Origin of the sequence: Metallumcola ferriviriculae (assembly GCF_035573695.1) — a bacterium.
Classification (GTDB): domain Bacteria; phylum Bacillota; class JADQBR01; order JADQBR01; family JADQBR01; genus Metallumcola; species Metallumcola ferriviriculae.
In genome coordinates, this window is record NZ_CP121694.1 from 1,252,585 (window position 1) to 1,275,627 (window position 23,043).

Consider the following 23,043-nt stretch of genomic DNA (forward strand, 5'->3'; position numbering starts at 1 on the left):
TGACTTTAAAAGGAGGATACGAAATATGAGGCCAGTATACTTGGTTGAAGGTGTTCGCACAGGCATAGCAAAATCAGGAAAAAGATCTTGGTTCACCAATGTCAGAGCGGATGATTTGGCCGCAATGGTACTTAACGAAGTGCTAGAGCGTGCCGAAGTCACTGGAAAGAAGCGGGAGCAGGTTGACGATGTCATCTTAGGCGGAACTTATTTACAAAAAGAAATGGGCTCGAATATTGGACGTATGGCTGCGGTTATGGCAGGGCTGCCATACCGGGTGGGTGGTTGTACTGTTGACCGCCTTTGCGGCTCAGGCCTACAATCCATCGCCTTTGGTATTTCATCTATTGCCATGGGTTGGAATGACATGGTTATTGCCGGCGGGGTGCAGCATATGACACATATTCCTATGTTTACCGGCGTAGACCCGAACCCCCGGTTGGATGAATTTTGTGACCCGAAAATGGTGCGGATGGGCTATACCGCAGAAATGGTGGCTAGGAAGTTTAACATCAGCAGAGAAAAGCAGGACCAAATGGCGGTAGAAAGTCACGCTAAAGCTCATAGGGCAACAGAGGAAGGCTTGTTTAAGGGAGAGATTTTACCCATCGAGGCAGAAGTACCCTTAAAAGAAGGGGGTACTAAAAAAATGGTGGTGGACCGTGACCAAGGGATACGGCCGGGTACCACTATGGAAAGTTTGGCACAATTAGAGCCGGTATTTATGGATGATGATAAAGCAACAGTTACTGCCGGTAACTCCAGCCAAACAAATGATGCTGCGGCAGCAGTGCTGATTGTCAGTGAAGATAAGCTCAAAGAATTAGGACTGAAGCCCAAAATGAAACTGGTGGGGTACAAGGTGGTTGGTGTAGACCCAGCCCTGATGGGAATTGGCCCTGCGGCAGCAATACCTAAGGTTTTACAGCAAGCAGGCATGACCGTTGACCAGATTGACCTGTGGGAGATTAACGAGGCATTCGCTTCTCAAGCGTTATACTGCGCCGAGGAATTGGGCATCAGAAATCATCCGCTGCTTAATCCCCGGGGCAGCGGCATTGCACTGGGTCACCCATTGGGTTGTACAGGCGCTCGAATAGCTACTACCATCATGCATGCTATGCCTGATTATAATGCCAAATATGCAGTGGAAAGCATGTGTATCGGACACGGACAGGGTGCTGCAGCTATTTGGGAATGGGTAGGTTAAAAAAATATTCGCTAGTGGAGGAGTTTTGTATGGATTTTAAGAATTTATTAATGGAAAAGGACGGACATATTGCAGTTGTTACTTTAAACCGCCCGGAAGTACGCAATGCCCTTGATCCGCAGACCTGGGTAGAAATTCGCGGCGCAATACGGCAATGCCGTTTGGACCAAGATGTACGGGTAGTGATAATTACCGGAGCAGGCGGCAAGGCCTTTGCTTCCGGAGCGGACATTAAGTCTTTACGAGAACGGGAATCCCTGGCGGTCTTAACCAGTGAAGCCCAGGAATCTTTAAATGATGTTGAAAACCTAGAGAAACCGGTGATAGCTGCCATAGACGGATTCGCCTTGGGCGGCGGTTGTGAGTTGGCCATGGCTTGTGATATCAGAATTGCCACCAGCCGTTCCAAGCTGGGACAGCCCGAAGTCAACCTAGGCATTATTCCCGGTGCCGGCGGCACCCAGCGCTTACAAAGAATTGTGGGTATAGGTAAGGCCAAGGAACTGATTTTTACCGGTGATATTTTAAGTGCAGCGGAAAGCAAACAAATTGGCTTGGTTAATCAGGTTGTAGCGGAACCAGAAGAATTACTGCCCACCGCAAAAGAGATGGCCAAGAAGATACTAGGCAAGGGCCCCATGGCGGTAAGCTTAGCAAAGATGGCCATCAATGTGGGGGCTAATACCGATATGAACTCCGGCTTACTATTCGAAAAATTTGCCCAGGTTATTGCGTTCTCCACTGAGGACCGCATCGAAGGGACCACGGCGTTTCTAGAAAAACGCAAACCTGATTTTAAAGGCAAGTAGGATTTCTGTACTAAAATCCGATTAAACGGGATTTACGAGGGTACCAATGAAATTCAGAAAATGGTTATCGCAGGCAGACTGCTGAAAGAGATGGAAATCTAAGTTATGATGGAAAGAAGGTGTAAATGGTGCAAGATGTAGCAATTATCGGTGCAGGGCAAACCCGTTACGGTGATTTTCCGGATAACGGCGTCAAGGAACTGTTTGCCGAAGCTTATTTGGAAATGATCCAAAGTGTGGATAAAGGTTTGGACCCGCAGCAGATTGGCAGTGCATACATCGGTAATTTAAGTGCCGGCAGCGGCTACCAACTGGGACAGCTGGCCCCTTTATTGATGGGGCATGTGGGCTTACCCCACGCTCATGCAGTGCGGGTGGAGAATGCTTGCGGCTCCGGCGGTTATGCTTTATATAGTGCGGCATGTGCTGTGGCTTCAGGTAAATTTGATATGGTCATCGCTGCCGGGGTGGAGAAAATGCGCGATGTATCTTCCACTAAAGGCAAGTACTGGCTTGGCGTCTCGGGGGATACGGAATATGAACGATTGGCGGGTTCTACATTTGCCGGAATTTATGCCTTGATGGCCAAGCGGTATATGCATGAGTACGGGCTTAAAAGAGAACATCTATCTATGGTTGCCGTCAAGAATCATCGTAATGCCGTGGCTAATCCCAAAGCACAGTTTCGGAAGGAAATTACGCTGGATAAAGCAATGAGTGGGGTACCGGTTGCCGACCCATTTAACGTCTGGGACTGTAGCCCCACTTCGGACGGGGCGGCAGTAGTCTTATTATGCAACGCCAAAATAGCCAAACAATTTACCGATAAACCGGTTTATCTAAAAGGATTTGGCGCGGCCAGCGATTATCTGGCAATCCATGATCGGCATACATTTACTAGTCTCGTCGCAGCTCAGAAGGCAGCTGCCGAGGCATATAAACAAGCAAATGTCGGGCCAAAGGATATTAACTTTGCTGAGGTACATGATTGTTTTACCATAGCGGAGATTTTAGCTTATGGTGACCTAGGCTTTTGTGAGGTGGGGCAGGCTCAGCGACTGTTGGAAGAGGGTACTACCCAACCTGATGGCAGGCTGCCTGTAAATGCCAGTGGTGGTCTTAAGGCCAAAGGACATCCCCTTGGTGCCACGGGCTGCGGTCAGGCCACGGAAATATTTAAACAATTGCGAGGCGAGGCCAAGGAGCCCAGCCGTCAAATTCAAAACGGCAGAATTGCCTTATCTCATAATGTGGGCGGTTCCGGCGGCACAGCAGCAGTTTTCATTTATCAGAGGGGGGACGAATGATGACTAAAAGTATCATAGCTTATGGAGCTTATCTGCCGTTCCTCCGTATCAAAAGGGATGAATACATCAGTTCTTTGGGAAGCTGCACAGCTGCAATCAAAGAGAAGACGGTCATGGATACCGATGAAGATGTAGTAACCATGGCTGTGGCAGCGGGGAGGAAGGCCATTAGAGGAATAGATGCGGCTGAAATCGGGGCTTTAGCCCTGGCCTCTTCTAATTTCCCATATCAGGAAAAGTTGGCAGCAGGAACGGTAATGGAAGCACTGGGTCTTGATAACAGTATTTTAACCGGACAACACAGCGGTTCAACCATGGCAGGAAGCGAAGCATTTATGGCTGCTTTAGGATTATTGGATCAAAGTGACAAGAAATATGCTTTGGTAATTATCTCTGATGCTCCAGCCACTGATGCAGCTCAGGACATGGACCATGGCCTGGGTGCGGCGGCTTGTGCCCTTTTGCTTGCTCAGGATGAGCCAGGCCTAGAGTTTGAAGGGGTTTCTGCCCATGTGACTGAATCTTTAGGACTTCGCTATCGGCTTCCCGGCGAAACCAATCTCCGGGATATTGGGGTTAAGGCCTATGGCAGTCAGGCATATAATAACACCATGAGTAGTGCAATAACGGGGCTCTTGAATAAGTTAGAACGAAAAGCCGCTGATTATAAGTATGCTGTCCTCCATCAAAATGATATTAAAACAGCTGCAGGTCTGGCCAAAAAGATGGGCTTTAAGGATGAGCAGCTACAGAAAGGTGTTACCTATGACCGGGTCGGGGACAGCGGTGCCTGTTCGCCATTTCTAGGTGTATGTACACTCATGGACAGCATTGGTGCAGGTGAAAAAGTGATAATTTGCTCGTACGGTTCGGGCGGAGGCAGTCAAGCACTTAGTTTTACGTGTACGAAGCAGTTAGCAGGTAAATCTTTTGATGATGATGAAAAGAGATATATTGATTATATTCAATACCTTAAAATCAAAAAGAAACTCTGAGGTGAATTAAATGGGTGCTCATATATCCATTCCCATGTACCAACGGTCTGTTTCCCAACGTTACCGGCTGGTTGGTCATAAGTGCAAGCACTGCGGCAGGGTTAATTTCCCTCCCAAAGCTGTTTGCAAATACTGCCTTAAAGGCAGTGAATTTGAAGAAGTGGTATTAAGTGGCCGAGGGACCGTCTACTCATATACCGTCATTGCCGGCGGGGGTGCTCCGCCGGAGTTTGCCGAGGAAGCACGCTGTAAAGGAAAATATCCGGTAGCGATTGTGGAACTGGAAGAAGGACCCCGGATGATAGCGCAGCTTGTTAATCTCCCGGAAGCCGGCATTGAAATCGGGATGAAGGTTGAGGCAGTCTTTAGAAGAATTTATCAGGAAGAGGGTGTCATACGGTACGGGTTTAAGTTTAAACCGTTGTAAGAAAGAACTAGGAACTAAGGGATAATCCCCGCCGGACCGGCGGGGATTATTTTGGCAGGAGAACCGTGGATACATTGCGAATTAATATGCTTAATAGGAGGGGTGAGGCATGAATATCTTGGAAAAACCCGCCAACGCTAAGGCAAAATGTTTAAGTTTGATAAAGGAAATATTCAAAAAATAGAGAATAATATAAAAATACTGCAACGTTGGCCGTATGGTTTAGAGAAAATTTGTTACAAAACTTAAAGCAATGGAGGGAAACAAATGAAAACAAGTTTAACCAAACTATTAGGCATCAAATATCCCATTATCCAGGGAGCGATGGCCTATATTTCTGAATCCAAGCTAGTCAGTGCCGCTTGTAATGCCGGTGCCACTGGTGTGATCGGGTCTGGCGGTAGAGGTGCGGCATGGGTCAGGAGCGAAATCAAAAAGACCAAAGAACTGACAGATAAACCCTTTGGTGTCAACTTGATGCTGAAAGACCCTGAGAAAGATGATATCATTACCGCAATTTGCGAGGAAAAAGTTGCTTTTGTCACCTTGGGGGCAGGTAACCCGATACCCTATTTTAAAATATTAAAAGAGGCAGGGATAAAAGTCATTCCAGTGGTACCCAATGTGCGCAGTGCAACAAAGGTGGCGGAAAACGGTGCAGACGCCATTATTATTGAAGGAACTGAGTCCGGAGGTCATATTGGCAATTTGACCACCATGGCGCTGATGACTAATATAATACCCCAGATTGATATCCCTGTGGTAGCAGCGGGAGGTATTGTTGACGGCAGAGGTATCGCAGCAGCACTGATAATGGGATCTGCCGGGGTGCAGATGGGATCCAGATTCTTAATGACTGACGAATGCCAGGTCAATCAACGGGTGAAGGAAAAGATTTCACAGGCTACCGATACAGATACAGAGGTAACTGGTATTTTAGCAGGAGTAATGGTAAGAGGCTTAAAAAATAATTTCACAGAAAAATTCTTGAAACTTGAACGCAGCGGTGCTGAGCCTATGGTACTTTTCGAGCTGGCAACAGGAACGAACCGCCTTTCAGCCATTGATGGGGATATAGAAAATGGTTCAGTACAGGTGGGGCAGAGTCTGAATGTACTTAATAAGATACAAAGTGTCGAAGATGTGGTGCTGGAGTTAATGGAAGAAACTAAAACAATTCTTAGCAGTGCAAATGGTATTCTTGCTGATTAAAGATATTTCTAGGGATGGTTAGGTAAAGAAGTTCTGGCAGCAGGTTTATCATCGTATCGCTGTAAATCGGATAGGGGGTCACCGAATATGAAAAAAGCGATCATCATCGGTGCTTCTTCGGGAATGGGTAAAGAGCTTGCCAAGATTTTGTCCGAGGACAATTTTGCTGTCGGCCTTATGGCCAGGCGAGAGGATTTGCTTTCAGATTTACAAAAGCAACTTTCCACAACAGCATACATAAAGAAAGCAGATGTTGCCAAGCCGGAGGAAGCGATGGCCCTGCTTGAAGAATTGATTAATGAAATGGACGGAACTGATATAATTGTCATTAGCGCAGGCGTAGGCCATGGCAATCGCAACCTGGAATGGGCTAAAGAAAAGGAGACAATCGATATCAATGTCTCGGGATTTACCGCTATGGCTGATGCGGCATTTAAATACTTCGCTGATAAAGGAGAGGGCCATATTGTCGGAATATCGTCAATAGCTGCCATTAGGGGAAACGCGGCTGGCCCGGCTTACAATGCTTCTAAGGCATTTGTATCCAATTATTTGGAAGGTTTAAGAATGAAAGCCAAAAAATCAAAATTACCTATCACGGTCACTGATGTACAGCCGGGGTTTGTCCAGACTGACATGCTGAAAGGAAAAGGACTCTTTTGGGTGTCTACCCCGGAAAAAGCGGCTCAGCAAATTTATGCCGCTGTTAAGGCACGAAAGAATAAAGCGTATATCACCAAACGATGGCGGTTGATTGCCTGGGCGCTCAAGTTAGGAATTAAATAGTTCAATCGGGCAGACAAATGGCCTGGCCGATTTGCAAATTAGTGGGGATTATATTTGGGTTAAGCTCTAACAGCCGCTCCACTGTGGTTCCTATTGCTTGTGCTATAGTGAATAGGGTATCACCTTGGGCAACGACCCAGAATACACCCGATGGACAACCGGTAGGCGGCAGGCATAGGGTGCCGCCCACATGAAGGTTACGTGGGTCGACAGTGGGATTAAGCTGCTGCAGTATTTCCTCGGTAGTTCCTATTTGAAGTGCTATCAGGAACAATGTATCTCCGGGCCTTATTTCCCAGAAACGATTGGACGGGCAGGGAGTACTCATGGCAATAAACTCCTTTCTTCTAAAGCTTCTATTGCATTTTTATTCATGACGTCACTCTATCGTTCGTTTTGCGGTTAAACTAATGAGCATTTTTTTATTTCAAACTTAACAAGCATAACATCATGGATAAAATAGGACAATATATTAGCAAAGTGGTTATGGCGACACGGCTTAAATTAAGATTATGAGGAGGTTTTTGATATGTTTAATCGTATTGAGCATGCTGCTTTTATGGTCAAGGACTGCGATGCGTCTAAGCAGTTTTACCAGGAACACTTTGGCTTTAAAGTCCGGCTGGAGATGAATTCACCGGCGCCGGGATTAAAGAAGATTATCTTTATAACCCTTGGCGATACGGAGTTAGAACTGATTGAGACCACTGAACCACCGAAAATATCCGGTTGTCACATCTGTTTAGGTACTGATAATTTCGATGACGACTTCCAGCGGCTTACCGCCGCCGACATAAAGGTAGCTCAACAGCCGGTACCGGCAAGCGCCGACAGGAAAAGAGCTGCGTTTCATGGGCCTGATGGTGAAGAGATTGAGATAATCGGATAGATAAGTGTAACATTATGCGCCACATCAGTTGATGTAGCGCTTTTTTTTGGGTGTACCACGTCAACTACCGCACCCGTAATGGGCGCGCATTTCGAGTAAGGCAGTAAAATTTGCAAGTATTATATGTTGCAAGGCCAAGTGGTCATTTATAAAATTCTTTTCAAGCAAGGTATTCTTAGGTGCTTTACATAATATGTAAGTAATGAGTGCATGCAAAATCTGTTTTCTTGGGGTGAAGCCTATGTTAAGAAAGCGCTGGGGGAAGGTCTTGCTTGGTTTGTTGACTATTTGGCTGGTTATCTCTGTATATTTTTACTTCCAACATCGAGTTATGGTGCAGGTAATGAAGGTTCCCGCTTGGTCCCTGGATGACCCCGCAAACCAAGGCGTTCTTGTTAAGGAGATAAAGGTTTACCGCTGGGAGCCACAGGGTGATAATTTTGATTCTTATGATAGGTGGTGGCCGGTACTAGAGTTTGCTAATAAGCTGCCGCGGTCTATCCGGCGGAAGTATAGTGACTTTGTCGGTTCGGTTTTGTATTTTTATACTGACCCGTACCATAAGCTTGAAGACGGCGCCAGACGTGTCGAGATTATCGGCTATATCCTACAGGGAGCCCCCGGCGGGCTTGAAAATTTCAACCATCCGGCAATACGCGTTTATTCAGGTGAAGATTTGATAGCCGGAGTCAGCAGTGAATTTGGGGCTCAGCACAGCGGTGACAGCAACTTCCTTCTTTTTGAGATGGGCGATAAAATTTATTCATCGGTTAAGGATTCTATCAAACTTACCTGGCAGTGGGATAATGGACCTACTGTTACCAAATCAATCATTAACAGTAGATTTGAAATAAAAACTTACTCATTTTTCAACCGGCCGCCAAGGAGATACAGCAACCTCAGGCCGGTACGGAAAGCGTATGAACTGATAAATGTCTACGGGGCCGGCAAGAAGGAAATGGTAACAAGTTTAGTAAGCACCAAAGTTTCCGAATTTCCCTGGCATTACATTGATTGGGTCAAGCAACAGGAGAATTATGTCTCATATGCTGAGGCAAATTACTACGGGAAATATAAGGGTTTTGAAAATGTCTTTACTGTGGATTTGTCTTTTGCCAGGAATGCGCAGGAAATGGATGCCGGTAAAGGTTACGAGCAAAAAGTGTTCTTAGTGGATGAGGATGATGGTTGGAAGATAGTTGATGTGAGCCCGTATAAATAACTGGCAAAAGAAAGTACTGAAAGAAGGTCTGCTTATAACCGAACCGGTTATAAGCAGACCTTCTTTGATTCAAGCCAACCGGTATGAAGAAAGTCGCAAGTGTGCTGCGCCCACTTGCTTATCGAGAAAATTTATAAGCTGTCTTAGTTTATTGAAAGTTTCTATTAGACGAAATTATTGTTCCATGGTAACATAGCTAAAGTATAACGAGCTATAGTTAGCGGGGGAATGCATTGTGAAAACAAACAGAGTATTAATTTTACTATCGATGATCATTATGATTGCCGTTGTCATCGGCGGATGTAGTGATTCTTCAGGCTCGGCAGCAACAAGCGACGCTGATAAAGTGCTGGTGGTCGGAGCCATCCCTGATCAGAACATATCAGATCTTACCCGGCGGTTCGATTTGTTTGCCGATTATCTTGGCGAGAAGACCGGCCTTGAAGTTAAGTATGCCCCTTCAGTAGATTATGCAGCCCTGGTTACAGCTTTCAAACGCGGAGAAATTCAATTAGCGTGGTTCGGTGGTTTAACCGGAGTGCAGGCAAGAGAACTGGTGCCTGGGTCCGATGCTATTGCCCAAAGGCCAAGAGATTCACAATTCCATTCGGTTTTTATTGCCCAAAGCGGACTAAATGTTAAATCATTAAAAAACCTTACAGGATTAAGTTTTACCTTCGGCAGTGAAAGCTCCACTTCCGGACACCTAATGCCGAGATACTTTTTACTTCAAGAAGGAATTAATGCCGAAACGGACTTTGAGGGGATGCCCAATTTCTCCGGTTCTCATGACAAAACATGGAAGCTGGTTGAATCCGGTGCCTACCAAGCCGGAGCACTCAATGAGGCGGTTTGGCAGGCTGCCCTGGCAGAAGGAAAGGTAGATACTGACAAAGTGGAGATGTTTTATACTACCCCACCCTATTTTGACTATAACTGGACAATTCATGCTGACGTCGGCGAGATGTTCGGCCCAGGAACCAAGGATAAGATAACCGATGCGCTGTTGTCCATGGGCCAAGAGCAAAAGGAAATTCTGGCACTCTTTGCGGCGGATAGTTTCGTGGAGACTAACAATGAAAATTATCAGGCGATTGAGCAGGTGGCAGCCGAATTGGGGATTATAAAATGATTACGGCACCAGCAAAGCAGTCAGTGCCAATGCTTAAGATGGATAATATCAGTAAGTACTATGGAGGGGAAGAAACATTGGCCCCTCTTTCCCTTTCCATTAATAAAGGGGAAACTGTAGCAGTAATTGGGCCCAGCGGAGCCGGCAAAACTACATTACTCAATATCCTGGGAACAATAGTTCAGCCGGACAGGGGTCAAGTGCTAATCAACGGCATGTCAAGCAAAAATTTAAAGCCGGGTCGGCAATTGTCTCGCATGGTAGGGGTAATGCACCAGCAGCTAGACCTTATCGGACAGTTGTCGGTGATTAACAATGTTCTGGCGGGCCGCTTAGGTGAATGGGGTCTGCTGCGTTCATTGTTATCCTTGATTATTCCCCAGGAAAAGGCACTGGCAGTTAAAGCATTAGAGAGGGTCGGTATTCCGGAAAAACTTTATCAAAAGACTTCCCGACTATCCGGCGGCGAACAGCAGCGAGTGGCTATGGCCAGAATTTTAGTTCAGCAGCCCCAAGCTATTCTTGCCGATGAACCGATATCCTCTTTGGACCCGACTCGTGCGGTAGACATCCTCAGCATGCTGGTTAATTTTTCCAGGGAAAACGGCCAAACTCTGGTTGTGTCTCTCCATTCAGTAGAATATGCGCTGCAGTATTTTAATCGCATTATCGCCCTGCGGCACGGGAAAATATTTTTTGACCGACCAGCCAACCAGGTTACCAGAGAGGATATGGACCAGCTTTTTCAGATTGAGGAGGAAGCCAATGAAAGGTGCAAACCTTGGCCTGCATAATAGAACAATTCTTTCAACCGCATTAATCGGGGTATTCGCATGGAGTCTCACAACGGTAGACTGGGGAAATAACCTGCTTCATTCCGGCGGTATTGCGGCAATCACCCAGATCGCCAAGGCCGCATTTAAACCAGATCTTGCTCCGGAAATATTAATTCTGGCTGTGGTCTCTGCATGGAAGACTTTGGCCTATGCAACAGCAGGTATGACATTGGCAGTGCTGCTGGCCATACCTTTTGGTATTCTAGCCTCTGGAATCCTATCCAGTTGCAGCTTAAATCGTACAATAGGAGTTATATCTTTTCGCGGGATACTGAATGCCATGCGGGCCGTTCATGAACTGGTTTGGGCGTGGTTATTTGTTGCCGCTATGGGTCTGTCCCCTTTTGCAGCCATCTTTGCTCTGGCTATTCCTTACGGCGGCACTTTGGGACGTATTTTTGCCGACATTTTGCAGGATGTACCAAGGGCACCTCTGGCAGCATTACAAGCCGGCGGGGCCGGTAAGCTGCAGCTGTTGTTCTATGGGTACTTCCCCATGGCTCTGCCTGATATGGTCAGCTATACTATGTATCGCTTTGAATGTGCGCTGCGCTCGGCAGCTATTATGAGTTTTATCGGTTTGGGTGGGTTAGGCTATCAAATTCAGATATCTTTGCAGGATCTCCATTATAATGAAGTCTGGACATTTATCTTTTTCCTGGTTTTACTGGTAATGCTGGTTGATTTCTGGAGTAACCGCCTGCGCAGGAGGCTGACCGCATGAAAATATCCATTATGCTGGGATTGACACTGATAATTTCTTCCTGGACGTATATCTTTACTGCCGAAGGAGCTCACTTGTCTCTAATATTCTCCAGCACCACCGGCCAACAGCTTAAGGAATTTATTACCCAGCTTATAGGTAGTGGTGCTCCAGATAATGCATTTTTGAGTGCGGAAAGCCGACAGCAGGCCATCTTCCTTTCCTTTCAAACCTTGAAGATGAGTATTATGGCCATCGGCTTAGCTGCTGTTGGTATGCTGCTAACGGTGGTTCCCGCGGCACATAATGTGGCTGACGGTACTTTGTCTCTGTCTCGTTCGGTATATGGCAGAGTAATGTTTTTTATTATCCGCGCTTCATATATCTTTTCAAGGGCTATACCGGAGCTCATCTGGGCAATGCTGATCATCTTTCTTTTCAGACCTGGCATTATACCCGGTGCCATAGCCTTAGCCATCCACAACTTTGGTATATTAGGAAAGTTGTGTGCAGAGGTGATTGAAGATCTGGATGAGCGGCCAATCCGTTCCCTGCGAAACTCGGGTGCCGGTAGCGCACAGGTCCTATTCTATGGTATTCTTCCCACCGTTGCTCCAAAATTTATTACCTACCTATTATATCGCTGGGAGGTCATCATTCGCACCAGTATTATTGTAGGATTTGTGGGTGCCGGCGGCCTGGGCAGGCAGTTTAGACTAAGCATGAGCTGGTTTCATTACACCGAAGTTGCTTTGCTGCTCACCTGCTACGCGGTTCTGGTACTATTTGTAGACCTATTAGCGGGGTTTTTAAGGAAGGTAGTTCAGGAAGCCTAGACATTCTCTTCCTGTTCCCGCAGTGCTTTTTTCAGCACCTTGCCGATGGCGGTCTTAGGAAGGGCCTGGCAAAATTCGACATGGCGCGGCACCTTATAGGGTACCAGATGTTCTCGGCAGAAGTTGGTGATTTCATCGGCTTCTGCATTCTTTTCTTCTTTCAATACAATGAATGCCTTTACCGCCTCACCCCGGTAGTCATCGGCAATGCCGATAACACAGGCCTCCTGAACTGCCGGATGCTGGAAAAGGACGTCTTCTACTTCCCGGGGGTAGACGTTAAAGCCCCCGGTTATAATCATGTCTTTTTTCCGATCTACGATAAAGAAGTAACCGTCTTCGTCCATATAGCCCATGTCACCGGTGTATAACCAGCCGTCGCGGATTGCTGCGGCTGTTTCTTCAGGCTTATTATAATAGCCCAGCATTATGTCCGGGCTTTTTAAGATTATTTCGCCTATTTCCCCCGGGGGAAGTTCTTTTTTGCCGGTTTCCATGTCAACCACACGCATAATGGTGTCGGACATGGGAATGCCGATGCTGCCAGTTTTATTGACGCCTTTAAAGGGATTGACGGTTTTAGCTGTCACTGCTTCAGTAAGGCCGTAACCTTCCATGAGTTGGCTTCCCGTAAGTATTTCAAACTGGCGTTTTACTTCCGGGGCCAAGGGGGCGGCACCGACAAAACAGCCATTTAAGGAAGAAAGGTTGTAGCGCCCAAGTTGACGATGGTTTATCAAGCCGATATACATGGTAGGTACCCCGGCAAACAGGGTGGGGGAGAAACGGTGAATTGCCTTTAACAGTTCTTCCTCGTTATATCGCGGCAGCAGAATGGCCTGCGCACCGGACAGCATGGTGGCGTTCATACAGACACTCATGCCAAAACCGTGGAAAAGGGGCAGTACCGCCAGCAGACTGTCTGCAGAGGACATGTGTACCCATGTTTTACAATGGCTGGCATTGACTACCAGGGCATAGTGGGACAGCATTACTCCTTTAGGTTTTCCGGTGGTACCGCCGGTGTATATGATTACTGCCATATCTTTATGCACGTCTATTTCAGGCGGGGTATGGGTTTCGGCCTTCACGGCAAGCAGTTCTTTTAACTGCCTGGCGCCAGCTAGACGCTTCTTTGCATTGGGGTCAAGTTTTTGTTTTAAAGGATAGAGAATGTTTAAGGGAAGAGGAAGAAAATCTTTCAGAGAAGTATAGAAGGTATACTCTAGCAGATGGTATTCCCCGTTTTCTCGACAGCGGTCCCGTACAGTTTCAAGTTTACCGGCTAGGAGGTCCAGACTGATGGCTGCTCGGATGCTGCTATCCCGGACGATGTACAGCAGTTCTTTTTCAGTGTTGAGGGGATTAAGGGGCACAACTGTTGCTCCCAGCATCAGGATACTGTAGTAGCTGATTACATATTGGGGACAGTTCGGTAACAACAGGGCTACCCGATCTCCCGGCTGAATACCGCTGTTTTTCAATCCGTTGACCATGCTATTCACTTGCCGACCCAATTCTTCGTAAGTTATGGATTTACCGAAGAACACTAGGGCTGTTTTATCCGCGTGGTCCCGGACGCTCTTGTGGAACAATTCAAAAATAGGTAGTTTCGGGTAATGCATAGACAAAGGAACCTCTGAGTCATAAAAGCTGGACCACGGAAGCATATTTGGGGTTACAGCCGAGTTATTCATTTTAACCTCTCCCTTAAATTTTTATATAGCGTAAAAAGTAAGAATTTTCAAACTAATTATATCAAGTTGGTAGAAATTAGGCAATACAGGTTGACTAGTATCACGGCATTCATCGATATTTCATAAATTTTCTTAGCGCTGCCGGGTAACCTCAACTAACTCAAGATAAATACTCGAAATTTACGGTAAAATAGGATAGAATCTAAAAATAGATGCATTTATTTATGATGACGCAGGTGAGGTGCTTCAATGTTTTTTTTAACTGATGCAATGATAAGAAAAGCTGCAGGAACTGATGACGTTTATAAGAGAGGCTTACAGTATTTCTCACAAGGGCGAGTGGAGGAATTTGGGTTTTTCTCAGAAGATATATCTGCTTCCGCGATAGTCATGGGCAGCCGTGGTTATGAGGTGGATGTAGAGTTTTTTGGCAGCGGCGAAATATTGGACATGTATTGTAACTGCCTGGCGTTTAGCCAGTACGATGGCGCTTGTAAGCACATTGTTGCCGTGTTGGCAGCGTGCCAGTGGCATCATAAAAATATTAAACCCCATGGGACTAAACCCCGGGCAGCGGCCAGGAATGGTGCGACGGCAGAGGCAATCCTGGGATATTTTGGTCAATACGTGAACGAACCCCAAAAAACCCCGCTTAATATAGAAGTAAAATTTGAACTTGATTATGTCAATAGGTATTTCTCACAAGAGGTATACCATGCGCTGTCTCTTAGAATGGGCGAAGAAAAACTTTATGTTGTTAAGAGTGTAAAGAAACTTTTTGAAGCAATGGATAAAGGACAAGAGCTGGAATTTGGCAAGAATTTTATATTTGACCCGGCCGTACATGTGTTTCGACCTGAGGATGAGCCACTGATTGATGTTCTCCGGGATATGTACGAAGTGGAAAGCAGCATTTTTCGAGATATAGACCGCTATTCTAGCTATTATAATAGCAAGAGCAAACTGTTTGACGGTAAACGGGTTCATTTGCCTCAAGTTGTGCTTAAGAAAGTTTTATCTTTGATGGGACAGAAGCGCTTCAATGCAACACTATTTAATAATGAGTATACTGACCTTACCATAGTTGAACAAGATTTACCGCTTGATTTTAAAGTGGATAGTGAGGGCAAGGCCCTTATTTTGGGATGGGAACGTTTAAATATGATACCCATGATTCCCACAGGAGAGTACCTCTACTTTGACGGTAAAGTTCATAAAATTTCTGAGCACCAAAGAAAAAATTTCATTCCACTGGTCAATGCTTTGGTGGAATCGCCTGACGGTATTCACTTTACTTATAACCAAAGAGACCGGTTTGCTTCAGAAATTTTGCCGGCGATTCAAAAAATTGGTCGGGTGGAGATTACAACGGCGGTACAAGAAAGTTTGTATGCGGTCGATTTAATAACGGAAATTCACCTTGACCGGGTGGATGATACGGTGAAGGCGGAGGTTAGATTTATCTATGGGGATGTTCGCATCAATCCCTTTACCCATCAGACTGATTACCGGAAAGAAGATAGAATACTGGTTAGAGATTCGGAACGGGAAACAACTATTTTAGGTCTCTTGGAGGGGGCGGAATTTCGCACCGTTAACGGGAGTATCTACATTGAGGATGAGGACAATATCTTTGCATTCGTACATGATTTTTTGCCCGAAATCCAAGAACTGGCCGACGTTTATTATTCCGAAAGCTTTCGCAGTATGAAAATAAGGAATACTGCCAGCTTTTCCGGCGGCCTGCGCCTGAACGAACAAAGTGATATGTTGGAAATTTCCTTCAAGTTTGATGAGATCAATCTGGCGGAAATAAAAAATGTGCTTAAATCCCTGCAGGAAAAGAAGAGATACTATCGATTGAAGGATGGCTCGTTTCTGCCGCTGGATACAGCAGGTGAAGAAATGCAACAGGTCATAAATATTCTGGATTCTCTTGATATTTCTGACCGCGAACTTAAGAAAAGCACCATGGAGCTACCCAAAAACAGAGCTATGTACTTAGATCGTCGTTTACAGGAGTTGAATATGCAACAGGTGGAAAAGAATCCTGCGTTTACGCAATTCGTGAGGCAAATTAACCAGCCGCAGGATGCGGATTTTGATGTCCCCGATAGCCTAAAAGGGGTGCTGCGTGATTATCAGACAAAGGGTTTTAAATGGTTGAAGACGCTGGCAATGTACGGTTTGGGAGGTATTTTAGCAGACGATATGGGGTTGGGTAAGACGCTTCAGACCCTTGCTTTTCTCCTAACAGAAAAAGAAAAAGTGCAGGCACCTTCGCTTGTGGTTGCCCCGACGTCAGTAATCTACAACTGGCAGGAAGAAACAAGGCGATTTGCCCCCGATTTGAAGGTTATAGTGATAGCGGGAACACCTCGAGAAAGGGCGGCTCAGCTTAAAGAGGCGGTCGAGTGCGACCTGATAATAACCTCATATGCGCTCATCCGAAGAGATATTGAACGTTACCGGGAAATGAGTTTCGGTTACTGTATTTTGGATGAGGCACAGCACATTAAAAATCCAAACTCTCAAAACGCCAAGTCTGTAAAAACCGTTAAAGCCAGAGCATATTTTGCCCTCACCGGGACACCTGTGGAGAATAGTCTGGTTGAATTATGGTCAATTTTTGATTTCATCATGAAAGGGCATTTGTTTTCCAGGCAAAAATTCAGGAAAAAATATGAACTGCCTATTATGAAAAACCAGGATAAAAATGCCTTGAATGAACTGCAAAAGCAGATTGCGCCCTTCATTATGCGGCGTATGAAAAAGGATGTTTTGAAGGAGTTGCCGCCTAAGTTTGAAAGTAAGATGGTCACCGAACTGACTGGGGAGCAGAAAAAAATATACCTCGCTTATTTAAATGAAGCTAAGGGTGAGATCGAGCGGGAAATTGCCACTCGCGGCTTTAACAAAAGCCAAATTAAGATATTGACGTTATTGACTAGATTGCGGCAAATCTGCTGCCACCCGGGCATGTTCTTAGAGAACTATCGCGGCGACAGCGGTAAACTGCAATATTTGAAAGAAATACTCCAGGATGCCATCCAGGGAGGTCATAGAATATTACTCTTTTCGCAGTTTACGTCCATGCTGCACATTATAAAAAAACTTCTTGATGACGAAGGGATAGAGTACTTTTATCTGGACGGTTCTATCAAAGCGCAAAAAAGAACCGAAATGGTAAAGGATTTTAACAACGGTCAAGGAGAGACTTTTTTAATATCACTTAAAGCAGGGGGCACGGGTCTAAATCTTACCGGAGCGGATATGGTAATTCATTATGACCCCTGGTGGAATCCCGCTGTGGAAGACCAGGCGGCGGACCGGGCCTATCGCATCGGCCAGAAAAATTCGGTGCAGGTTATCAAGTTGATTACCAAGGGTACAATCGAGGAAAAAATATTTGAGCTGCAGCTTAAGAAAAAAGCCATGATTGAGTCCGTCATCAAACCGGGAGAAACTATGCTTACCAAGATGACGGAGCAGGAAGTCAAGGAATTGTTTGATGTAGTATGACACATCTTACTGTTAGCCTTCAGCATTGATACTTTCAACCATGTTTTTACCTTTTCTTTTAGCCGTGTATAAGGATGTATCCGCCTTATTTAGCAGTTCATCCCTTAATTTCTTATCACCCATTTGGAAATGAGTTGCCGTGGCAACCCCAAGGGAAGCGGTGAGATGGATATCAGTATCAGCACCTTTAAACCCACGGTTCGCTACTGCGCTGCGGATACGCTCCGCTGTGAATTTTGCGTCTTTTGCTGTTGTTTCCGGGAGAATGACCACAAATTCATCACCGCCATAGCGACCCACTATGTCAATGGAACGGACGTTTTGGCATATGAGATTGGCAAACTGTGCCAACACCTTGTCTCCGACAATATGGCCAAAAGTATCATTAACCTCTTTAAAACCGTCCAGGTCCATGATAATAAATGAGAGAGGTTGACCACCTGCCCGGGACCGATGGATTAAATCCATTAAGCTTTGTAGTATTTGTCGTCGATTAAATACTCCGGTAAGAGCATCGGTTTCGGCAAGGGTTTTTAGTCTGCTGGAGTATTTGCTTAATTCTTGTTCACCGGCAAGGGTCTTTCTGCCAAATATATAGATCACAGAGAAAAGTATAGCAGCGAATAGGATATGCTGTATGGCTGCATCGGTCGTGTCCTTCCTGATAGCCTCTTGAAAAGGGGCATACGGGATGTTCACTGATATACCACCGCGAATATCCCCTAGCTTGTACCCTTGTTTTGCATGGCATTTGAGGCATTCCTTTTCCATTAGCAGCGGCTCCATATAACGCAGATACGTACTTTTTTTATAACTCTTCACTTCCCAAGTACTACTTTGTCTAGTGTCTTCAAATAACTTCAAAGATATTTGTTCCCAGTCGTCCGGCGTATTTCCGGGATTGATAGGATTGAGACTGGTGATGTGGAACTGAACTGACATATATTCCTTAGCTTTTTCTGACAGTAGTCTGGTCATATAGGCGGGGTTAATCTTAGTCAATGTTAAACTCTCTGAGAATTTAAGGTTTCGTAAAGGGTCATCTAAGTATTTGTTTGGTTTAGTTTGTTCCGTCACCGGTATATAGACCCCGCCATGATCAGCATTCCAATTTCGCTGCACTAAAATCATTTGAAAATATGACTTTGCCATCTGTACAGCTAGTTCCCGGTACATTTGTTTAGTTCTAGTCTGATTGATCTTCCAGGAGAGTATTCCTACTGTAATGATCAATATTAACGTTAAAGCAATAAAACGCTTGACACTGAATTTTGATGTTAACATTACGCATCACCCTTCAAAAAATGGTCTTTTTTTATTTCCAATTTTAATTGTTTGGGATATTATAGCAATTATTTTGGCAAAAAGACGTGAATTTTGTCACACTAAAGTGTGGGCTATGTCCGGAGGTAGGCGGCAGGGTCTGTGTGAGGAAGTTAGAATACCTATCACGGTCACGGCGGGGCCGACGACCTATCGCAGCCAAGAAAAATCTATTGACATATTGCTGACATATTACCGTGATATCTTATGACTGTATCAAGCATATCAGTCCTTGACCTAAGCCTAAGCGGCTTTTGTACATACTAATTAAGAAAGGGGCGGAGCGCATGAATAGAATCCTGGTTGTAGAAGATGAGCCGGCTATCTCCCGGGTGCTGAAGGCATATCTAACCAAAGCGGACTTTGCGGTGGAGCAGGCTTTCGACGGCGATGAAGCTTTGGAAAGATTTACAGCTTTAAATCCGGCATTGGTTATCCTGGATGTCATGCTGCCGGGTCGAAATGGGTGGGAGATTTTAAAGTTTATTCGCCAAAGAAGCTCCTGCCCGGTGATAATGCTTACCGCTCTAGGACAGGTAGATCAAAAAATAAGCGGTTTTAAAAAAGGGGCCGACGACTATATCACGAAGCCCTTTAACGCTGAAGAAGTGGTGGCACGGGTGAAAGCCGTTTTAAAACGTTCAACAAATATTGTGGAAGAGAAAACTAAGTATTACGGCAGTTTAAAAATAGATTTTCAATCGTACGTGGTTTCCCTGCACGGAGTTGAATTAAAATTCACACCAAGAGACCTTTCTTTATTTTTATTTCTCGCAAAGAACCCCAATCAAACATTTACCAGAGAACAGCTCATTGAAAACGTCTGGGGAATTGATTATGAGGGGAGTGACCGGGCGGTGGATTTGGCCGTGAAAAGAATTAGGAAACTGCTGCAGAATTGGCCGCCGCCAGAAGGGGAAATTAAAACTTTAAGAGGATTGGGGTATCAGTTCTGTGTTCGTGAAAAATGATGAACGGAAATCATTACTGCAGATATGGACAATACGTTATTTATTGACCCTGGTGATTGGTATCATTGTTATCGGCCTTATTTCCACGTCATGGTTAAGATATAATGCTACCCAGAAACGATTAGACATTATGAAACTGATTGCCGAAGAAATCGCCGATCGGACTGTTGATGCCCAAGGGAACGTGAGAGTGTCTCCCGCGCTGTCACTTTTACTGGAAAGACGGCAGCGTTTTTTGCGCTTGGAGCGGCGTCTTGTGGTTTTTATAATGGATGAACGCGGAAATGTTGTCTTTCGAGATCCCAGGAGAGTCCCAATTGAATTCATAGAGGAGATTTCCCTAGATAATGAAAAGGATGTTGAAATTCTAAGGAAAAAGGAAGGGGAAAAACTTTATCTAGTAAAACAAGAAATAACCAACGATAACGTGACATCAGGTTGGGTGTTTATTTTATTGCCGGAAAAGGATGTGACTGCCAATAAGGAGCAGCTACAACTACTTTTCATCATGTTGGGAAGCTTGGCGTTTCTTGGTTTAGCCGTTATTCACCTGTTGACTCGGAAACTGTCTAAGCCAATAAAAGATGTAGCGGATGCAGCAAAGAAAATTGTTGGTGGGGATTATGACCTTGACTTTGACAAAGACATCAAAGAAAAAGAAGTCTACGAATTGACTCAATCTTTTGAAGAAATGGCTGAGCGCTTACAGCAGTTAGAGTTAATGCGTGCAGAATTATTAGCTGGAGTAACCCACGAATTGAAAACTCCTGTTGCCTCAATTAGCGGCCTGGTCCAAGCGGTGAAAGATGAAGTGGTGGATGGCCAAGAGGCAAAAGAGTTTATGGAAATGTGTATTAAGGAAGCAAGTAGGTTAGAGAAGATGGTCGAAGATCTACTTGAATTTAATTCTTTTGCAGTAGGAGCCATGAAAGTTTCGAAAGAAGAGCAAAACATAAATCAATTAGTTAATGAAATTGCTCATCAATGGCTGGTCGGGCAGGACGCCGATGGGCTAAAGCTCAATACTTTATTACCTGAACAGCGTCTTGATGCTGCAACCGATGCGCTGCGCGTCCAGCAAATTTTATATAATCTATTCAATAATGCAAAAGAAGCTGCGGGCAAGGACGGGGAGATAAATCTAGTTTTAGCTGAAAAAGAAGGCGATATCAGAATTGATGTTACGGATAATGGCCCAGGCATTCCGACGGAGGAGCAAAATCTGGTTTTTGAGCGTTTTTACAGAGGGAAGGATAAAAAACAAAGCGCTCGCGGTTTAGGTTTGGGTCTGACCTTTAGTAAAATGTTAGCTCAGACACTTGGTGGTGACCTGGTATTGAAAGAAAGCTCAGATAAAGGAACAACGTTTACACTTATTTTAACCAGTTAAATTCGAAATGAATAGTTCTTTGCGGCATTGTCTTTTGTGATGCCGCTTTATATTTATAGAATTTAAGTGTGGATTTGACACATGTTTGACATCTAAAGTTGATAGAATGCCATGAAGGTATCTAATTATATCAACTAAATATCTCGGGGGGGGACCACATGAAGAAATATTTGAAATATGGCTTAGTTTTATTACTTTGCATCGTTTTCGTCGGTGGAATATATGCAAAATCTTTCTCAGGACAAAAAGACACTATCGCAAATGCTGCTCAATATGCAACAGCTGAAGTGCAAAGAGGTGAAATCCAGGTTACAGCAGGCGGAACCGGAAGTATTGAAGCTAGCGTAAGAAAGGAAATAGCAACATTAAGCGGAGGCACCGTTGATAAGATTTATGTGCAGGAAGGTCAGTTTGTTGAAGAGGGAGATTTAATCCTAATATTTGAAAATGATACACAAAATACCGTGGTGGAACGCGCCAAATTAAACATTATCATGGCCGAGAATAAGCTAAAGGACCTGCAGGAAGATTTAAAAAGCTTAAAAATTTATGCCCCTGCTTCAGGCGTGGTCCAAGACATAGATGTTAACATTGGGGAGCAGGTATCTAAAGGTATATTGACAACAATAATAAACAAATCCAAGATGCAGGTAATCGGTAAATTCAATAAAAGTCAGATAAATGCTATCGGTGTTGGTGATGAGGCCAAGATTTTAATGTTATATAACTATCAAGACGTAGCGGGCAAAGTTATCAAAGTAGGTACGGCACCCACTGCCAGAGATGATGGCGCAGTATTATACGAGGTGACATTTGAGTTGGATAATCCCGGCGGATTTACTCCCGGTATGGAGACCCAGATTACGGTGAAAAATGATAAGGGTACTTATGCTGCAGTGGAAAATGAAACATTAACTACTGGAGAACCATACAAAGTAGAGCTGGATACCGGCGGTACCTTAATAAAACTCAACGTCGATTCCGAGGACTCTGTAGAAGAGGGCCAGCTAATAGCAGAAGTGGAAAACGATGATTTGCGCATCCAAATTGATGAACAAATGATTAAGGTGGAAGAAGCTAAATTAGAGTTAAGCGAAAAACTAGAAGATGCGGATAATTCAGCCGTATACGCTCCCATTGCCGGGACGGTTACTGAGATTGAGGTTACTGAAGGAGAAAGTGTGCGGGAAAATACTGCTGTAACAGTAGTGTCCGATTTAGAAAATTTAAAAGTAGTAATCCCCATTGACGAGTTAGACATCAGTAAAGTGAAGGTGGGCCAAGAGGCATCAGTCAGTGTAGAGGCTGTTCCGGATCATAGGTTTAAGGCGGCGGTTGCTGAAGTCGCTTTAGAGGGTAAGACATCCGGCGGAGTGGCAACTTTTGACGTCACTTTGAGCTTAAATGATAACAAAGGTTTGAGACCCGGGATGACGGCCAACGCCGAGATTATCGCCTCTAAGAAAGCCAACGCTTTGCTTTTACCCATACAGGCTGTGCAGCAGCGCGGAAATCAAAGATTTGTCATAACCGGACAACCGGAGCAGGGCAGGCCCCAAACAACACCCATTAAAATTGGCCTGGTATCAGCAAACTATGTGGAAATAGCTGAAGGTTTAAGTGAAGGCGAGCAGGTATTATATCAGGTGGTTGGTCAAAACAATTCCCAAGACCAGGGGCCAAATATAAGAATGATGGGAGCTGGAGCAAGACTACCCGGCAGTTGGGGATCAGGTGGAGGCAGAAGACCCTCCGGTGGCGGAGGGGGGTAGATCT

Annotated in this window: 20 protein-coding genes; 17 read left to right on the top strand and 3 right to left on the bottom strand. The window is 45.0% G+C overall.

Translation table 11 applies throughout. The annotated features are described in order from the left end of the window. Nucleotides 1–25: 25 nt before the first annotated feature. From MFMK1_RS06250 to MFMK1_RS06280, 7 genes are all read left to right on the top strand, one after another. Nucleotides 26–1,210 carry a thiolase family protein gene (locus MFMK1_RS06250; protein ID WP_366924268.1) on the top strand — a complete coding sequence of 395 codons (1,185 nt, stop codon included), beginning with the start codon at nt 26–28 and terminating at the stop codon, nt 1,208–1,210. Nucleotides 1,211–1,239: 29 nt separating this feature from the next. Further along, nucleotides 1,240–2,019 (top strand): enoyl-CoA hydratase-related protein, encoded by a 780-nt coding sequence (locus MFMK1_RS06255; RefSeq protein ID WP_366924269.1) that lies wholly within the window; start codon nt 1,240–1,242, stop codon nt 2,017–2,019. A gap of 128 nt (nt 2,020–2,147) precedes the next feature. After that, the gene (locus tag MFMK1_RS06260) at nt 2,148–3,326 is read left to right on the top strand and encodes a thiolase domain-containing protein (RefSeq protein ID WP_366924892.1); all 1,179 of its coding nucleotides are present in this window, start codon (nt 2,148–2,150) and stop codon (nt 3,324–3,326) included. Then, nucleotides 3,326–4,321 carry a 3-oxoacyl-[acyl-carrier-protein] synthase III C-terminal domain-containing protein gene (locus tag MFMK1_RS06265; RefSeq protein WP_366924270.1) on the top strand — a complete coding sequence of 332 codons (996 nt, stop codon included), beginning with the start codon at nt 3,326–3,328 and terminating at the stop codon, nt 4,319–4,321. The genes MFMK1_RS06260 and MFMK1_RS06265 overlap by 1 nt, the downstream gene beginning before the upstream one ends. A gap of 10 nt (nt 4,322–4,331) precedes the next feature. Then, entirely contained in the window at nt 4,332–4,748 is a 417-nt protein-coding gene (locus tag MFMK1_RS06270; RefSeq protein WP_366924271.1) for a Zn-ribbon domain-containing OB-fold protein, read from the top strand. 267 nt (nt 4,749–5,015) lie between these two features. Beyond that, a complete protein-coding gene (locus tag MFMK1_RS06275; RefSeq protein WP_366924272.1) occupies nt 5,016–5,960 on the top strand; it encodes an NAD(P)H-dependent flavin oxidoreductase in 945 nt (314 codons plus the stop codon). A gap of 87 nt (nt 5,961–6,047) precedes the next feature. After that, on the top strand, nt 6,048–6,746 hold the full coding sequence (locus tag MFMK1_RS06280) for an SDR family NAD(P)-dependent oxidoreductase (RefSeq protein WP_366924273.1): 699 nt from the start codon (nt 6,048–6,050) through the stop codon (nt 6,744–6,746). A gap of 1 nt (nt 6,747) precedes the next feature. On the opposite strand, the gene MFMK1_RS06285 is transcribed toward MFMK1_RS06280, so the two are convergent. Then, nucleotides 6,748–7,074, bottom strand: a complete 327-nt coding sequence (locus MFMK1_RS06285; protein ID WP_366924274.1) for a LysM peptidoglycan-binding domain-containing protein — start codon at nt 7,072–7,074, stop codon at nt 6,748–6,750. 201 nt (nt 7,075–7,275) lie between these two features. Here MFMK1_RS06285 and MFMK1_RS06290 point away from each other — a divergent pair, with 201 nt between their 5' ends. The 6 genes from MFMK1_RS06290 to MFMK1_RS06315 all read left to right on the top strand — a co-directional run bounded on the left by MFMK1_RS06290 (nt 7,276) and on the right by MFMK1_RS06315 (nt 12,364). Beyond that, nucleotides 7,276–7,635, top strand: coding sequence for a VOC family protein (locus tag MFMK1_RS06290; protein ID WP_366924275.1), 360 nt, complete (start codon nt 7,276–7,278; stop codon nt 7,633–7,635). Nucleotides 7,636–7,876: 241 nt separating this feature from the next. Further along, on the top strand, nt 7,877–8,857 hold the full coding sequence (locus MFMK1_RS06295) for a hypothetical protein (protein WP_366924276.1): 981 nt from the start codon (nt 7,877–7,879) through the stop codon (nt 8,855–8,857). 268 nt (nt 8,858–9,125) lie between these two features. Further along, nucleotides 9,126–9,989: a putative selenate ABC transporter substrate-binding protein gene (locus tag MFMK1_RS06300; protein WP_428846299.1), complete on the top strand. Its 864-nt coding sequence runs from the start codon at nt 9,126–9,128 to the stop codon at nt 9,987–9,989. After that, nucleotides 9,986–10,783: a phosphonate ABC transporter ATP-binding protein gene (locus MFMK1_RS06305; protein WP_366924278.1), complete on the top strand. Its 798-nt coding sequence runs from the start codon at nt 9,986–9,988 to the stop codon at nt 10,781–10,783. Before MFMK1_RS06300 ends, MFMK1_RS06305 begins: the two co-directional genes overlap by 4 nt. After that, nucleotides 10,755–11,549: a PhnE/PtxC family ABC transporter permease gene (locus tag MFMK1_RS06310; RefSeq protein WP_366924279.1), complete on the top strand. Its 795-nt coding sequence runs from the start codon at nt 10,755–10,757 to the stop codon at nt 11,547–11,549. Before MFMK1_RS06305 ends, MFMK1_RS06310 begins: the two co-directional genes overlap by 29 nt. After that, nucleotides 11,546–12,364 (top strand): PhnE/PtxC family ABC transporter permease, encoded by an 819-nt coding sequence (locus tag MFMK1_RS06315; protein WP_366924280.1) that lies wholly within the window; start codon nt 11,546–11,548, stop codon nt 12,362–12,364. The genes MFMK1_RS06310 and MFMK1_RS06315 overlap by 4 nt, the downstream gene beginning before the upstream one ends. Here MFMK1_RS06315 and MFMK1_RS06320 read toward each other — a convergent pair. Beyond that, complete coding sequence (locus MFMK1_RS06320) at nt 12,361–14,061, bottom strand: long-chain-fatty-acid--CoA ligase (RefSeq protein ID WP_366924281.1); 1,701 nt, start codon at nt 14,059–14,061, stop codon at nt 12,361–12,363. The two genes, MFMK1_RS06315 and MFMK1_RS06320, sit on opposite strands and share 4 nt — an antisense overlap. Before the next feature lie 249 nt (nt 14,062–14,310). Between MFMK1_RS06320 and MFMK1_RS06325 the strand changes: the two genes are divergently transcribed. Continuing rightward, nucleotides 14,311–17,583 (top strand): DEAD/DEAH box helicase, encoded by a 3,273-nt coding sequence (locus MFMK1_RS06325; RefSeq protein ID WP_366924282.1) that lies wholly within the window; start codon nt 14,311–14,313, stop codon nt 17,581–17,583. A 12-nt stretch (nt 17,584–17,595) separates the two neighbouring features. Here MFMK1_RS06325 and MFMK1_RS06330 read toward each other — a convergent pair whose 3' ends face one another. Continuing rightward, nucleotides 17,596–18,867, bottom strand: coding sequence for a diguanylate cyclase (locus MFMK1_RS06330; protein ID WP_366924283.1), 1,272 nt, complete (start codon nt 18,865–18,867; stop codon nt 17,596–17,598). 326 nt (nt 18,868–19,193) lie between these two features. Here MFMK1_RS06330 and MFMK1_RS06335 point away from each other — a divergent pair, with 326 nt between their 5' ends. The 3 genes from MFMK1_RS06335 to MFMK1_RS06345 all read left to right on the top strand — a co-directional run bounded on the left by MFMK1_RS06335 (nt 19,194) and on the right by MFMK1_RS06345 (nt 23,039). Continuing rightward, complete coding sequence (locus MFMK1_RS06335; protein ID WP_366924284.1) at nt 19,194–19,877, top strand: response regulator transcription factor; 684 nt, start codon at nt 19,194–19,196, stop codon at nt 19,875–19,877. Then, on the top strand, nt 19,861–21,267 hold the full coding sequence (locus MFMK1_RS06340; RefSeq protein ID WP_366924285.1) for a HAMP domain-containing sensor histidine kinase: 1,407 nt from the start codon (nt 19,861–19,863) through the stop codon (nt 21,265–21,267). Before MFMK1_RS06335 ends, MFMK1_RS06340 begins: the two co-directional genes overlap by 17 nt. A gap of 158 nt (nt 21,268–21,425) precedes the next feature. Beyond that, nucleotides 21,426–23,039 carry an efflux RND transporter periplasmic adaptor subunit gene (locus MFMK1_RS06345; RefSeq protein WP_366924286.1) on the top strand — a complete coding sequence of 538 codons (1,614 nt, stop codon included), beginning with the start codon at nt 21,426–21,428 and terminating at the stop codon, nt 23,037–23,039. The last annotated feature ends 4 nt before the right edge of the window (nt 23,040–23,043 follow it).

What these genes read in the sequence shown, in the direction of transcription:
- MFMK1_RS06250 (WP_366924268.1), top strand. Translation starts at nt 26, where the DNA reads ATGAGGCCAGTATACTTGGTTGAAGGTGTTCGCACAGGCATAGCAAAA.
- MFMK1_RS06255 (WP_366924269.1), top strand. Translation starts at nt 1,240, where the DNA reads ATGGATTTTAAGAATTTATTAATGGAAAAGGACGGACATATTGCAGTT.
- MFMK1_RS06265 (WP_366924270.1), top strand. Translation starts at nt 3,326, where the DNA reads ATGACTAAAAGTATCATAGCTTATGGAGCTTATCTGCCGTTCCTCCGT.
- MFMK1_RS06270 (WP_366924271.1), top strand. Translation starts at nt 4,332, where the DNA reads ATGGGTGCTCATATATCCATTCCCATGTACCAACGGTCTGTTTCCCAA.
- MFMK1_RS06275 (WP_366924272.1), top strand. Translation starts at nt 5,016, where the DNA reads ATGAAAACAAGTTTAACCAAACTATTAGGCATCAAATATCCCATTATC.
- MFMK1_RS06280 (WP_366924273.1), top strand. Translation starts at nt 6,048, where the DNA reads ATGAAAAAAGCGATCATCATCGGTGCTTCTTCGGGAATGGGTAAAGAG.
- MFMK1_RS06285 (WP_366924274.1), bottom strand. Translation starts at nt 7,074, where the DNA reads ATGAGTACTCCCTGCCCGTCCAATCGTTTCTGGGAAATAAGGCCCGGA.
- MFMK1_RS06290 (WP_366924275.1), top strand. Translation starts at nt 7,276, where the DNA reads ATGTTTAATCGTATTGAGCATGCTGCTTTTATGGTCAAGGACTGCGAT.
- MFMK1_RS06295 (WP_366924276.1), top strand. Translation starts at nt 7,877, where the DNA reads ATGTTAAGAAAGCGCTGGGGGAAGGTCTTGCTTGGTTTGTTGACTATT.
- MFMK1_RS06300 (WP_428846299.1), top strand. Translation starts at nt 9,126, where the DNA reads ATGATCATTATGATTGCCGTTGTCATCGGCGGATGTAGTGATTCTTCA.
- MFMK1_RS06305 (WP_366924278.1), top strand. Translation starts at nt 9,986, where the DNA reads ATGATTACGGCACCAGCAAAGCAGTCAGTGCCAATGCTTAAGATGGAT.
- MFMK1_RS06310 (WP_366924279.1), top strand. Translation starts at nt 10,755, where the DNA reads ATGAAAGGTGCAAACCTTGGCCTGCATAATAGAACAATTCTTTCAACC.
- MFMK1_RS06315 (WP_366924280.1), top strand. Translation starts at nt 11,546, where the DNA reads ATGAAAATATCCATTATGCTGGGATTGACACTGATAATTTCTTCCTGG.
- MFMK1_RS06320 (WP_366924281.1), bottom strand. Translation starts at nt 14,061, where the DNA reads ATGAATAACTCGGCTGTAACCCCAAATATGCTTCCGTGGTCCAGCTTT.
- MFMK1_RS06325 (WP_366924282.1), top strand. Translation starts at nt 14,311, where the DNA reads ATGTTTTTTTTAACTGATGCAATGATAAGAAAAGCTGCAGGAACTGAT.
- MFMK1_RS06330 (WP_366924283.1), bottom strand. Translation starts at nt 18,867, where the DNA reads ATGTTAACATCAAAATTCAGTGTCAAGCGTTTTATTGCTTTAACGTTA.
- MFMK1_RS06335 (WP_366924284.1), top strand. Translation starts at nt 19,194, where the DNA reads ATGAATAGAATCCTGGTTGTAGAAGATGAGCCGGCTATCTCCCGGGTG.
- MFMK1_RS06345 (WP_366924286.1), top strand. Translation starts at nt 21,426, where the DNA reads ATGAAGAAATATTTGAAATATGGCTTAGTTTTATTACTTTGCATCGTT.